This window comes from Paenibacillus sp. FSL H3-0286, assembly GCF_045040705.1.
GTDB lineage: Bacteria > Bacillota > Bacilli > Paenibacillales > Paenibacillaceae > Paenibacillus_AQ > Paenibacillus_AQ odorifer.
The window spans coordinates 5,361,605-5,374,519 of sequence record NZ_CP150285.1; the positions used below are offsets into that span (position 1 = coordinate 5,361,605).

Annotated in this window: 16 protein-coding genes and 1 tRNA gene; 9 read left to right on the top strand and 8 right to left on the bottom strand. The window is 38.6% G+C overall.

Annotated features, from left to right (window positions below; genetic code table 11):
* Position 1 precedes the first annotated feature (1 nt).
* On the bottom strand, positions 2–1,819 hold the full coding sequence (locus MHB37_RS24010) for a P-loop NTPase fold protein (RefSeq protein WP_405168607.1): 1,818 nt from the start codon (positions 1,817–1,819) through the stop codon (positions 2–4).
* A gap of 207 nt (positions 1,820–2,026) precedes the next feature.
* Positions 2,027–2,386, bottom strand: a complete 360-nt coding sequence (locus MHB37_RS24015; protein ID WP_405168608.1) for a hypothetical protein — start codon at positions 2,384–2,386, stop codon at positions 2,027–2,029.
* Positions 2,387–2,827: 441 nt separating this feature from the next.
* On the opposite strand from MHB37_RS24015, the gene radC reads away from it, so the two are divergent.
* The 6 genes from radC to MHB37_RS24045 all read left to right on the top strand — a co-directional run bounded on the left by radC (position 2,828) and on the right by MHB37_RS24045 (position 5,610).
* The gene (radC, locus tag MHB37_RS24020) at positions 2,828–3,436 is read left to right on the top strand and encodes a DNA repair protein RadC (RefSeq protein WP_405168609.1); all 609 of its coding nucleotides are present in this window, start codon (positions 2,828–2,830) and stop codon (positions 3,434–3,436) included.
* 189 nt (positions 3,437–3,625) lie between these two features.
* Positions 3,626–3,985 carry a helix-turn-helix domain-containing protein gene (locus tag MHB37_RS24025; protein WP_405168610.1) on the top strand — a complete coding sequence of 120 codons (360 nt, stop codon included), beginning with the start codon at positions 3,626–3,628 and terminating at the stop codon, positions 3,983–3,985.
* A 14-nt stretch (positions 3,986–3,999) separates the two neighbouring features.
* The gene (locus tag MHB37_RS24030) at positions 4,000–4,944 is read left to right on the top strand and encodes a hypothetical protein (RefSeq protein ID WP_405168611.1); all 945 of its coding nucleotides are present in this window, start codon (positions 4,000–4,002) and stop codon (positions 4,942–4,944) included.
* Positions 4,945–4,979: 35 nt separating this feature from the next.
* Complete coding sequence (locus tag MHB37_RS24035) at positions 4,980–5,207, top strand: hypothetical protein (protein ID WP_405168612.1); 228 nt, start codon at positions 4,980–4,982, stop codon at positions 5,205–5,207.
* Between the two features lie 74 nt (positions 5,208–5,281).
* The gene (locus MHB37_RS24040; RefSeq protein WP_405168613.1) at positions 5,282–5,461 is read left to right on the top strand and encodes a hypothetical protein; all 180 of its coding nucleotides are present in this window, start codon (positions 5,282–5,284) and stop codon (positions 5,459–5,461) included.
* A 23-nt stretch (positions 5,462–5,484) separates the two neighbouring features.
* Positions 5,485–5,610 carry a hypothetical protein gene (locus MHB37_RS24045; protein ID WP_405168614.1) on the top strand — a complete coding sequence of 42 codons (126 nt, stop codon included), beginning with the start codon at positions 5,485–5,487 and terminating at the stop codon, positions 5,608–5,610.
* 125 nt (positions 5,611–5,735) lie between these two features.
* On the opposite strand, the gene MHB37_RS24050 is transcribed toward MHB37_RS24045, so the two are convergent.
* The gene (locus MHB37_RS24050) at positions 5,736–6,770 is read right to left on the bottom strand and encodes a hypothetical protein (RefSeq protein WP_405168615.1); all 1,035 of its coding nucleotides are present in this window, start codon (positions 6,768–6,770) and stop codon (positions 5,736–5,738) included.
* Positions 6,771–6,921: 151 nt separating this feature from the next.
* The gene (locus MHB37_RS24055) at positions 6,922–8,865 is read right to left on the bottom strand and encodes a hypothetical protein (protein ID WP_405168616.1); all 1,944 of its coding nucleotides are present in this window, start codon (positions 8,863–8,865) and stop codon (positions 6,922–6,924) included.
* Between the two features lie 269 nt (positions 8,866–9,134).
* Between MHB37_RS24055 and MHB37_RS24060 the strand changes: the two genes are divergently transcribed.
* The gene (locus MHB37_RS24060) at positions 9,135–10,304 is read left to right on the top strand and encodes a tyrosine-type recombinase/integrase (protein WP_405168617.1); all 1,170 of its coding nucleotides are present in this window, start codon (positions 9,135–9,137) and stop codon (positions 10,302–10,304) included.
* On the top strand, positions 10,301–10,495 hold the full coding sequence (locus MHB37_RS24065) for a hypothetical protein (RefSeq protein ID WP_405168618.1): 195 nt from the start codon (positions 10,301–10,303) through the stop codon (positions 10,493–10,495). Before MHB37_RS24060 ends, MHB37_RS24065 begins: the two co-directional genes overlap by 4 nt.
* A 163-nt stretch (positions 10,496–10,658) precedes the next feature.
* On the opposite strand, the gene MHB37_RS24070 is transcribed toward MHB37_RS24065, so the two are convergent.
* From MHB37_RS24070 to MHB37_RS24080, 3 genes are all read right to left on the bottom strand, one after another.
* Positions 10,659–10,744, bottom strand: a tRNA-Leu gene (locus tag MHB37_RS24070).
* A gap of 159 nt (positions 10,745–10,903) precedes the next feature.
* Positions 10,904–11,380, bottom strand: a complete 477-nt coding sequence (locus tag MHB37_RS24075; RefSeq protein ID WP_405168619.1) for a WGxxGxxG-CTERM domain-containing protein — start codon at positions 11,378–11,380, stop codon at positions 10,904–10,906.
* A 75-nt stretch (positions 11,381–11,455) separates the two neighbouring features.
* The gene (locus tag MHB37_RS24080) at positions 11,456–12,142 is read right to left on the bottom strand and encodes a M15 family metallopeptidase (RefSeq protein ID WP_036683338.1); all 687 of its coding nucleotides are present in this window, start codon (positions 12,140–12,142) and stop codon (positions 11,456–11,458) included.
* Between the two features lie 117 nt (positions 12,143–12,259).
* Between MHB37_RS24080 and MHB37_RS24085 the strand changes: the two genes are divergently transcribed.
* A complete protein-coding gene (locus tag MHB37_RS24085) occupies positions 12,260–12,424 on the top strand; it encodes a hypothetical protein (protein ID WP_169744799.1) in 165 nt (54 codons plus the stop codon).
* On the opposite strand, the gene MHB37_RS24090 is transcribed toward MHB37_RS24085, so the two are convergent.
* Positions 12,421–12,756 (bottom strand): YolD-like family protein, encoded by a 336-nt coding sequence (locus tag MHB37_RS24090; protein WP_076128863.1) that lies wholly within the window; start codon positions 12,754–12,756, stop codon positions 12,421–12,423. The genes MHB37_RS24085 and MHB37_RS24090 overlap by 4 nt on opposite strands.
* Positions 12,757–12,915: the final 159 nt, after the last annotated feature.

Here is a 12,915-nt window from a genome sequence, read left to right on the forward strand (position 1 = left end):
CCTACCTTTCTAATATTCTTTGAATTACGCCAGATAGAGAAGGGTTCTCTTCAGACCATCGTTTTGCTAAGTCTAATACCTCTATTTTTTTACTTGATTTATCCATAAATTCTTTTATAAGCCTCATCGAAACAGGATTTAATCGCTCACCTGTCAAACCAGACAAATTACTTAAAACATTAGAATACATAATCTCCTTTGTCAGTCCCCAAGATATAAACGCCTTAAATAAGTCGTTATCAATATTGGTATCAGAAACAATTTTATTGAAAATAGATTGGAGAATTTCATTAGATTCAAAATCATTAATTTCTAATGCAGATTGTAACGCTTCTGTTAAGCCCCCAGCTGTCCTACTTAATAATTTTTCAAGTGTTTTTTGAGCAGTAGGACTTAACTTAACAACACTAGTATCAAACCTTTCATCCAAAGCAGATCTTGAAAAATAAAAATAAGGCCTCAAATCCACATTAGATAAAGATGGAGAAATTGTACACCAATCTTGTAGCCATTTATCATCTTTCCACAATTTCAATTCACTTAAGTCAGGTAGTTGTTTAGTCTCTAAGTACTCTAGCTCCTTTGGTTTCCCCTGTTCAGCAGAGACTAACTGTGCAATTTTTTTAAATAAAGGTGTTTTAAAATACTCCAACATCATTATTTTTGCCAGAATTTTTCTGTCCAATTGAATAGACTTAGATTCAGCCATTTTCTCTCTCATAACTAAAGAGTTTAAAAATCTCTTACAGTGTCTTGGGTTACCATTTAGTCCAATTGCCAACACAGAAGAAAGTTGCTTTGCAATTATCAAACTATCTTTGATTTTCTCAGCTAAATGGGGCTTGTCTTCATGGATTAATGAATAATCTAATGTGAAATTAATTATGTTTTTACTTCTTTCTTCATTTATAAAACTCATCATATCCCTGAATTCATCAGCACGCAGATCCTTCTCAAATAAGAGGCATGTTATATAAAACTCAACTTCTTTTGAATTGAGTCGTGGTATTCTTATCGGATACTGAATGATTTTCTCGAGATACTCCTTGCCAATATCAATTTGTTGTCCTTCTATCTTGTCGAATTTTCTTTTAACTGCATAAGAAATATGCCTTTCATCTGCCCCAATAATAAAAATTGAATTTCCTGTAAATAGAAACAGTCTAATAGCCTCTAAAGTCTCTAAAATTGTGTCAGGACTACAACGGTCTAGTTCATCAATAAAAATCACAAGTCGTTTTATACCTGTTTCTTCCAATAATTCAGAGAAATTCTTTTGAAACTCCTTTATATCCTCCCTAATTTCTTTATTGCTTAACTCATTTTGTATTGCCGTAACAACATCAGGAGCTTCGATACCATCTACTCTATCTTGAACCTTTGACACTAAACTTTTAATAGTTATATCAGCAATCGTTCCGATTCCACCTGTGAGTATAAAATCCGCTCCGTATTTAATACCATTTTTCAACAACTTTAATTTATCAACACTTTTATATAACCCAGCTATACACTTTTTAGCATTTCCGATAAGTGTTGTTTGGTTTTCAATAGCATCAAGTATACTTCCCATTAATGCAGTCTTTGCATCTTCATAACCTTCGAAAAGCCATCCATTAAATACGAGACAAACAGTACCCTCTTCGCCTTCAAAACTTTTCATACTCATTTTAATTAAACTAGACTTTCCACTACCCCAATCGCCATAGACTCCTACACTTGACGGCAACAATGTCTCGTCAGCAATAATATCTTTAAGTATGTGAATTAAATAATCGAAATCCAGGAAATCAAGCTCTGTTTCACTGTCTTTCCACATGTATGTCTCCCCCTATACTTAATACCTTAGACTTATATCACTATTCGATCTCAATCGACATTTTTCCTCCATTTGGGATTGCATGTGAAAATATCCACCCCTTTTGTAATTGGTTTGAACAGAATTATTTGTCTCTTCTCGTTTTATTAAACTGCCACCAAGCTGATAATTGGCATACGGGATTATCGGGCCATGCTGTCAAGTAATTTAAAAAGCATTATCCTCTATAAAAGGCACTCTGAATGCAGCCTCCGAACCAAGACCAGAGGCGATGAAAATTTCGGCATATTCTTGGTCTGGAATACGGTGATTAGCACGATCATCCCCATATATGAGCGTTGAAGCTTGCGAACTCAAGTGTGAGGACATTTTCACGGTAATATTATCCCTTATTCCTGTACTGCCTAAAGAAAGAGTAACTGAACGTTGCGTACTTAGAATCATGTGAATTCCTGATGCACGGGCTTTCTGTAGTAATAGTAAAAGCTCTGTATTTTGAATACTTGGTTTCTGAATACTTGGTTTCTGAATACTTGTTTTCTGAATATTTGGGTCACTATGTCCCATAACAGTCGCTTCCTCATCAATGATACAAACAACACGTGGAAGTATCTTAAGCTCTCTTTGTTCACGCACTTCTTCATAACTGGCGTATGAAAATCCCCCTTTCTCATCGAACGTTCACTTTGAGACATGCCAAACGATTTTTGTAGAGCTTGAATTTAAGCAGATTCCCCCACGCTATTGCTCCCTAAAAATGTAGTGATATTTGAAAAGTCCACTATTGTTTCATTTGGACCAAAATTTCTAAAATTCTTGTGTATAATTTGGGATATTTGCATTATTGCCCTCAATAATTGTATTGTATCCGATATACATAATTCGCCAATAGTTACAATACCTTTTCAAAGTTCAGTCTGATCTCAAAGTAATACTACCGTTTTTTCTCATGACTGAAATCTATATTATACAAATGATAATCAGTAATCACTTGGGAGGATAAACATTATGCAACAGATCAAAGAGAATGATTTGAAACAATTAGTATCGGAATCATTAAGGGAAAGCAATGACAGCTACACAATCCAAGAGCTTTTCGAGCGCTTTCCTACAGCTACAGAGCTAATGGATGTATCAGAGCAACAGTTAGTATCTATCAAGGGAATCGGCAAAGGAAAAGCCCGGCAAATCACAGCCATGTTAAAACTTGCAAAGGTGCTGACTTTACCTGATCAGGATCAACATATCATTCGTAGTCCCAAAGACGTTTTCACCTTGCTTGAATCAGACTTGCGTTATGAACAGAAAGAACACTTCATCTGCCTTTTCCTCAATACCAAGAACCGTCTCATCTTCAAAGAAGTCATCTCCGTAGGCTCTCTAAACGCCGCCATAGTCCATCCCAGAGAAGTATTCCACGCAGCGATTAGACGCTGTAGCGCCTCACTCATATGCGCTCACAACCACCCGAGCGGTGACCCGGAGCCGTCAATTGAGGATGTGAATCTGACAAAACGACTCATAGCCGCAGGGGAAATCATAGGAATAGAAGTCCTTGATCATGTAATCATTGGCGGCAATCGCTTCTACAGTTTGAAAGAGCATGGTCATTTCTAAATTTCACTAAACAGCTTTTATTTGTATGTCCCTCAGATAATGAGATGTAAAAACCCTTCTCTTAAATGCTTTTATCCACGGTTTAACCACACTGCGTATCAATTCTCTACTATAGGCATTGAAATCCGCACTATATCCTGTTGAGCCTCCTACCAAAAAATTCTATCGTTTGATTAGGGGTGAAGGGAAATGAATAGCATCGAATCTATTGGGGAAAACATAAGGATTTTACGGTTGAAAAATGGTTTCAGTCAGGAGCAACTTGCACTAAATGCAGGAGTTAACACATCCTACATCGGTCAGATTGAGCGAGGAGAAAAGAACCCTACTATAAAAACCTTGGAGAAAATATCTAGGGCATTGGGAATTGCTCTAATTGACTTGTTATTTCTGGTGGATTCCAGGGGAGGAGGTTCAAAAACGTTTTGCAGTCAATCGTCTGCGGTTCTTACCCCTGAACAGATTAAGCAATGCTTGCTGGAAGTTTTGATTGACAATACTAACATGATTGTCGATAAGCAAAAGTCACTGAATATAAAAGAAGAATAAGGGAGCAATTAACCATGTCTACAACTGAAGCTATACAATCCGGCAAGATCAAGAATTCAAAGAAGAAGCCTCTTCTTAAGCGTTGGTGGTTCTGGATTCTTGCTCTATTTGTTGTAATCATTGCTGTTAGCATATTTTCTTCAGGAGGAGAATCAACGGCTTACGAGTTATCAAAAATGCAAACGATGACTAAGGAAGAAATCATAACGAAGTTTGGAGAACCAAATGAGGTTATTCGAGATGATTCAGACGGTTATACCATTGCTTATAATACTGGGTTTATGGTTAGTGGTGACAAGCAAGGGGCAAGCGAGATCACACTACAAGAGGATGCTGTTAAGGGAAGCTCAAAGGATACATACAAAATTTTCGATGTAACGTTGGGTTCGTCCTTTGCTGATAATATTGCACGTTTGGGTAAACCAAATCTTACTCAAGAAAAGGATGGCAAGAAAAGCGTCATGTACCTGACTGAAGAAGATTATCTGCTTGTATTCTCCACAAGACCAGATGCTGACAAGATCAGCACCATTCAGTATTCTGCTTATGATTCAAGTATGGAGTCTCTTTCACTCGACCTCTCAAGTCTTCTTGGATTAACGGCCACTGAAGACGAATTAAAGTCACTCTATACAATTAAGGATAAAAGCAGTTCTCAAGGAGAAACAATGTATGCCTTGGAAGAAGGCTTTGAATTACTTGTTGATGAAAATAATTTGGTGAAACAGCTTGTTATTTCTTCAAATTCTATTTTCAACATCCATGGTATTCGAACTTCTGACAGCTTGGATAAAGCAAATCAAGTGTTTGGCGAGCCTATAAGTACATCTACTGGTGTGCAAGATACCACTCAATATTCTTATAACTATAATGGCGGTGCAATCCCGACAACCGTTGTTTTGAGCGTCGAAAGCGGCAACAAGATCGGTTACATCCAAGTCAATGCTACAGAAGAATAAGGGTTAGTGCATAATTGTTATAGGGGGACGCCAAAATGATAGAACTTTATGTTCTGCTATCTATTCCATTTGGTTGGAAATTCATAAGCAAGCTACAACGTAACGTCACCGTATTTACGACGCTCTCTAACTATATCGTTTATAAAATCATCTTATCCGTATTTGTTGGCTGGGCAGTAACGCCGTTTTACTTAATCGGGTATCTCTTTAAGTTAATTCGAGTGTTTAATCCACCCTCAAGTACTGAGCAGCAAACAAAATAGAATCATCAATGCAACGGGGAGAGCAGCGCTCTTCCCGTTTATTTTGCGTTAATCCCTGAGAGGAGGTGAGAATCATGGATAAAGTAATTGAAACTGCCGGGAAGACAGCGCTGACCGCAGCGGGCACACTAATCGGAGGAGGAGCAGGAGCAGCACTTGGCACAGCAATATTCCCCGGTGCAGGAACAGCCATTGGTTATTTATTTGGTGTTGGATACGGAGCAATCAGCGGCCTTAAAGCTTGGAAACATTAATCAAAAATTATTGGAGGAATAAAATGATGAGTGATTTTTGGGAACGTGTAGTAGAGTCTGCTGTAGATGCAGTAAGCCAAACAATTGAGAATAAATTTGATATGGTCGAAACCGCACAGGATTTGTACGATAAGTATAAGGAAGAGTAACGAAAATTAGCTACTTGAAGCCCGTTAATTTATGGCGGGCTTCATTTTATCAAATTCTTACTCAATCTTCAAATTAAGGGTTTTCAATAAAAACAATACCCCAGTTTTCAAGAGTCATGACCGGGTTAATCGAGTTCAAAGCCCTTTTTAATTCTGTGATAAGGATTTTCAAGAGACTCTATTCCCCATTCATCGGGAATAATAACAGGATTTATATTCAAATCCCTTAACTTTTTTATTAATTTCCCGAATTTGTCAGCTGCTTTTTTGCTGTCTCTCCCTTTGATGAAAATCATTTTAGCTGAATTTATTCCACCACAACTATCTATAAGTTTCAGCATATGGGCTAACTCCTGACGCTTATATTGATTACTTTCATTTTGAGAAATCAAAAGCATGGCTTTATTCAAAGTGTAATAGTCTCCTTTACCTACAATCAATTTATAAAATTTCATAACCTCTTTTTTTAAACGTTCCTGATCTAACACATCAACAACAAGTTCATTACCATCTCTAACTTGAGTTTCAAATCTTAAAATGCCTCTGGTTTCTGAAAAATCCTGATATTGCTTTTCTGATTTACTTTGCTTGTCTAACAATGTCTCATATCGGTTATACCAATTCACCGTTTTATTGTTCGACATTAAATAAACGTTTGTGTGAGAACTCCAGTAATTTTGTGTTTGTTTATTCTCCCTAAAGTATTCAGGAATGTATCCTCTTTTAAAGAGTAATAGGTATTTAGGAATCAACTCTTCACTCATACTTAGATCTATTGCAGCCTCAATTCTTTTAGCTTTCCATTCAAAAAAGTCAGGTACGTCCAGAGAAAGGAAGTCCTTTAGAACACGATTGAACTGTTCGCTAATGGATTTAAACTCTGATATGTTCGTCAAAGAGTAATATCCCAACTCATTTATAATTAACTGAGGGCGAAATCTAATCTCTATGAAACCGAACCCCCAAGCAGGTTTACGTAGCCTTATTTCCTGAAATCCGTGCTTCGATAAGGCATTTGTAACGTAGGAGTTTCTGTCTCTCTGGTCTTTATGTAGTTGGTTTTTTGAATAGTTTTGTTTCAGATATGATTGCAAATCTTTAAAAGCGATGTTGTATTCATACCGTGTCATCCGATAACTAAGGTACAGCATGTCAACCATTGAACAGCACCTCCGCTACCCCAGCAACCGATCATACCTAGCCAAAGACATATGATTGGCGGAGGGGTACTATTATTTAAGTCAAAGTACTGTTAATGGACAAATTAAAAAGGATACAGTGCAGTATCTACACAGTATCCTTTCTTTCTATTTATTCATTGTCATCATCCATCCCAATAAAATCAATATCAGGATCTTCGCCCTCATGTTCTTCATAGTCATTGTCGTAGTCATCGATCTCTTGTTCATGCTCTTCAGGAGGAAGTGCTGTATTTTGTTTAAATTTTCCATTAATATCCTTTATTAACTTCGTGATGCTTCCTATTTTCCGAGCATCAAACGTGATGGCTCTAGAAGCTGTTGACCTATAAGGATCTCCCCAAGTTTGTAAAGGTGATGTGATTCCGTTTGAAGCTTTAATTATCAAGTTAGCCTCGTCTAATAATTTCCCCAGTTTTTTCACTCCTGCAAGCGGCTCATTCTGTAGGCGGGATTTTTCACGAATAATTTCATAGGAACTTTCCCAAATTAGTTTTAATTCTTCTGTCTTAGAATAATAGATTCCTAATGTTCCACTAGAAGGATTGATCAACCCATTCGAATAGGAAAGGTCTTCGTTCAATGCAATTCTAATTGTCCCTTCAGAAATTGCCTCAGTGAGCAAATTCAAAAAGAGCGTAACTTTAGGATCTATGATTGGTTTTGATTGATCTTCTAGCAGATTCATAAAGATTTCCATTGCTGTTTGACTCATTGCTTTAGACTCCAGAGGTGTTATAAATTCTTTTTCTGTGGCGTATAAGATATAAAAGTTAAAGGCGTTGAATAAGTGACTGACACTATCTATTATTCTGGAATGAAGTTTAGATTCAAATTTGATTCTAAGTTTTTGGAAATCTCGTCTATAGTGATCAATCATTTGTGAGTTCAACTTGCCAGATAACCATTCCAGATAATAGACAATACTTGTTGGCAAAGGATTAGAATTTTCATACTTCTCAAATCTCTTCATCTTCTCTATAACAAAATCAGGCTCATCACGATTAAAAATATTATCCATTGCAACTCTAATTGTACGAGCAATCGTTGAACTGTTTTTCTCATTATTGTTTAGGAACCGCTCACCAGTGAATAGAGCCATTCCAGTCGGTAAAGCATCATAGACTGAAGAAAGCTGTCTATCTCCTAACCATCGAATTAAATTTTCGACTTTTTCGTCTGTACGATATTCATTTTCCGTAGTCTTTGAAGTTCCATAGTCATCAACTACAACAACGCTGTCTTTATACTTGATGTATGCTGATTTCAAATCCCTCTTATAGGCGTCAACACGTACTATGTTTTCAGTATCGTAAATTTTTGTAAACAAACTTGATAACCTTGTTTTTCCCAATCCTGACTTACCATAAATCCACATGGCGAAATTTGGTGACAAATCTTTGGTTTCAATAAGTGGTGTGACTATAAGTGATAGCAGTACTAAACTTAACAATGAATACGTAACTCTGTAATCACAGATATTCAACATTCCAATGGTTTCTTTAAATGCCTGTGCCTCGCTTAATGAATCTTCTTTCAGGAACTTAAAGTCTATAAATGTTGTTCTATAATCCTGCTTTGAGACACCGATCTTTCCCTCAGAATGCAAGAAAAACCAACCAAGCTCATCTTTATACCAGCCAATTTGATCAAGTTCGTTGATTGTGGGAATTTTCCGATCAATGTGACTTAAAAATTGTAATATCCACGGATACGTTTTTCTGCTTATCAGATCGATTACAGCAAATGGATTCCATTGCTTAATCCAAGTTTCATTGTGAAGATTTTTAGCAGATACGATTCTAGGCCCTAAGATAAGTGCAGCTCCTTCTCTCAAAGCATAAAATTTGTATAGTGTATCTATTAATCCCCCTTGTTTGTCTACTACATTTATTTTTTCAACCGGAATCAAAATGAAATAGTATGCAGGAGTCATTTGTCCTTTTGTGAACACGTTAAAATTTCCATATTCATCAACACAAAATAAATCATCGGCATACATCTCATTAAAAAAGGATAATAGATACTCTGGCGTTATCTCATATGTATTATTCATAAACCCCTCCGAAATAATATGAAAATGTGAATAGCATTCAGTATTATATCGCATTTTCATATTTTTCCCTGTGTACTTTTTAACATCGCACTTAACAACTATTTAATTCTATTCATCGAAAAGTCTCTCACAGAGAAAGATTGCTGAAAAAGAATCAGAGAAAGAGACCTTTAAACACAAATCTATTCAACTCATACCCGGTTTACAGGCAGGGACTATTACGCTCCTGTCTTTTTCATATTCCAAAAAATCATTGGAGGTCGAAGCACATGAAAGGCAGCTTACGTAAACGAAATCAATACTGGTACATCATTGTTGAAACAAAGGACGAGTCCGGGAACCGGAAGCAAAAATGGATTAATACCAAGTGCGAGAAGAAATCAGATGCCGAAAAGTTTCTGCGAGAAACACTTACAAAGTTGGACAACAACAGTTTTGTTCAGCCACAGCGAAAACTCAAATTCACTGATTTTATGCTGGATTGGCTTAATAACGTTATTAAAAGCGAGGTTGAGGAAACTACTTGGGAAGGTTATGAGATGATCGTAACAAAGCATATCATCCCATACTTCATGAGTAAGAATGATATACTGCTACAAGAATTACAACCCATGCATCTGCAAAAATATTACGAGACAAAGTATAAAGATGATCAATTGACTGAAAAAAAAGGGTTATCCGCTAATACATTACGAAGACACCACGCCAATATCAGAAGCGCATTGAATTTCGGAGTGCGAATGAACTTGATTCCATTTAATCCCGCTGATCGAATCGTACTTCCAAAGCAGGAAAAGTTCAATGCCAGTTATTATACGGTCGAACAGCTCGAAAAGCTATTTGACGTATGTTTGGGTACACCGATAGAATCCGCAGTATATCTCGCAGCTCATTATGGGCTTCGACGTTCCGAGGTACTTGGGTTAAAGTGGGATTGCATCAATTTCGAAGAAAAGACAATCTCAATTAGAGAAGTTCGCGTGAAGTACGGCAAAGAAGTTGTTGTAAAAAAACCTAAAAGCGAGAGCAGCCAGCGCATTCTGCCTCTGATGGATGATATCGCGGATTACTTATTGCGGCTAAAAATGCAGTGGAAGAAAAACAAACTACTGTACGGCAAAGATTACATCGATAGCGGGCTTGTATGTTGTTGGCCAGATGGTAGCCCATTGAATACAGAGTACCTGAACCACAAATTCAAGGACATACTCGCAAAGAACGAATTGCCACACATCAGATTTCATGATCTCAGGCACTCGACAGCCAGCTACTTGATTAAAAATGGCGTAAGTCTGAAAGAGATTCAGGTATGGCTGGGTCATTCTACAATTAGCATTACAGCCAATACTTATACTCACATTGATATGGAAACGAAAAAGGATACAGCACAAAAGATCAATGATCTATTCTCCAAAAAAGCAAAGGAAGCCGCTCAATGAAGCATACAGCTTGGAGAGCATTAGATTATGCAGCAATCCATTCTGCGCTGCTGGACATTGCCATACTCCACGTAAAGCTTGCTTTGGAGCATAGCAACAAGAATACTTTATCTTGTCGTAAAGAAGTCATTAGAGCAGAAATCCAGCGACTGAGAATGGAACGTGACAGAATTCTCGAACGCAGAGTTTGAACAAGAACTGCTCATCGTGAAGTTGATACAAGCATCATTCCTAGCGTACCGGAAACCTCGAATCTACACCAAAAAAGAGGCGCCGTTAGCAAAATGTTAGCACACCATCTTAAAAACAAACAAGGGTTCCAGCTCTAATGAGCTGAAACCCTTGTTCTTCTAGTGCCGAGGACGGGGGTCGAACCCGTACGGTACTCACGTACCGCAGGATTTTAAGTCCTGTGCGTCTGCCTGTTCCGCCACCCCGGCATATTATGTGTTGAAGCTTCATACGTTGTTCACATATAACGCGACAAGAAATATAATATCATGAATATCGATAACGCGCAATCCTTTTTCGAAAAAAATTTATTCACAATAAAAATAACCCGTTCAGCCAGAACCGATACGGGTTATTATAAACGCGGATTATCTACGCTCGTCACTTCTGCTTCTCATTCCGGCAAGACCCAAAAGTCCAAGCAGACCGAGCCAGCCCCAGTTAGATCCTTTGTTAGTTGCAGCATTCGTTGTTGTACTAGTTGCACGGTATTTGCCGGTCTGTGTGGTGTTGGTTGCCGGGTTGACAGTGCTGTTGGTTCTGTAGTTATTTCGGGTGTCATTGTAGTTATCGGTGTTGTAGTTGTTAGGTCTGTAATTATCATCGATGCGGATCTTATCTTTCATAATGCTCTCATGCTGATTCAGCGTTCCCGTGGTGCCGTTCATTAGATTGCCTTCCGTGTTCATCATCCGAGTGTGTTCCGCAGTCCCATCCATCCCGGTATTCGCGGCTGGGATACCGCCCAATGCTGCTGATCCCACGGCATTTGATGCATAGCTAGCTCCCATTAGACTCATTGATAATACAGTACCGCATGCAAGGCTTGTTATCAGCTTGTTCACAGTGTTATGCCTCCCTTTAAGGTTAGTTATCACTGATAATTTCCCCTTGGACGGCACTGTCTATGCATGGTGGTTTTACTCTTTTACTACATTAACTGTCTTAGTCACAGCATCATAAGTAACCTTTGCTCCAAGCGCCTCAGCCAGCGCACGTATGGGCACATAGGTTATTCCGGTATCAAGAACGCCATCGGTAAGCTTGCGGCCGTTTAGGTTAATGGTCACTGTAACGTCTTTGTTCACCTGATCATCCCCTCCGGTAATCTTTTTTAAAGCCTCTTTGGCTTGGTCCGTCGTTGGACGTTTACCTGCCCGAAGTTGATCTATAGTTAAACCGAAAGTCATTTGCAGATGTGAATAATCTTTAAAAGAGGTCCAGTCCCCGCCCCATTCTAAACCAAGCCGCTTAGCCTCCTGTACAACCTCTTGCCAATCCGCTGTCTTATCCTTATCACCATCACGATTGATATCCCAAGAAAGGCTAGTGCCATTCGGCAGCAAAAGCGCAAAATCAAACGCAAGACCATAATTATGATAGCTGGTACCGCCTTTAGCGTTGGTAACTATCGGTCCTGGTTTGCTTCTACCCTGCGCATACAAAGCATTTTGCTCAGCAATGGTCCGTAGACCCTGAGTAATAACGATAGGGACTCCTCTCGCATGGCTTTGCTGAATCAAAACATTCGCACCTGCCGCCAAGACAGGATGAAGCCCGACCAGACGCGCCGCGGATTTTTCCCTCAATTGCTCCAAAGTCAGCATAGAATCACCCCTTTGGTATATTCAATGATGCCGCTGCCCTATTTGCCTGTACCCCTGTCCCCTTTAGGATGATTTCCACAAAAAAGGACAAAATATTTAACGAAAGGTGGGAGACATATGGATATTCATAGCGATAGCTATAAAGTTGCAGCCCTTAGTGAACAGGAAGAAGCACTGGAAATTATTCGGAATGCTGAAGCTTCCATTGCACATCTGACCGGTAATCCTACCGTTACCTTAATCGCTTATGAGAAAAGCGAAGGCAACGGTTCTCAGCATTAAACGATGTAGACCTCGACAATATCATCCACATCGATCCACTTCCATTCCTCCGCCCACTGCAGCTTAAACTCACGCGAGTGGGTGTGAATGGAAGTCACAAAACCACTTAACATCGTATTTTCAAAAGGGTCAAAAAGAACAACTGTCACTCGTACATGACTCCGCAACGACAAAGCCAGTGTACATTCAATCTCCTCCAGCTTCTGCTCATCCAGAATAGGCTTGATGCGGCGCAGCGTTTCCCGTTCATCTCTTATAATTCGTATCTTATGCTCCGGCAGCATCATGCGGCTGCTTTCCCACAGCCCGTTTTTCTCCAGCTTTTTGCCCATGGTAACCCCTCCTTAATTATATATCTATTCCTCTCAACACGAACGTATGTTTGTATTATATCCGCATCTTCGCATATTAATCAATAATCAGGAAAAAGATACCTTTTTAAGGGTCACTCTTTATTCAAAAGATATATATTAATGTATATCTATTCAAGC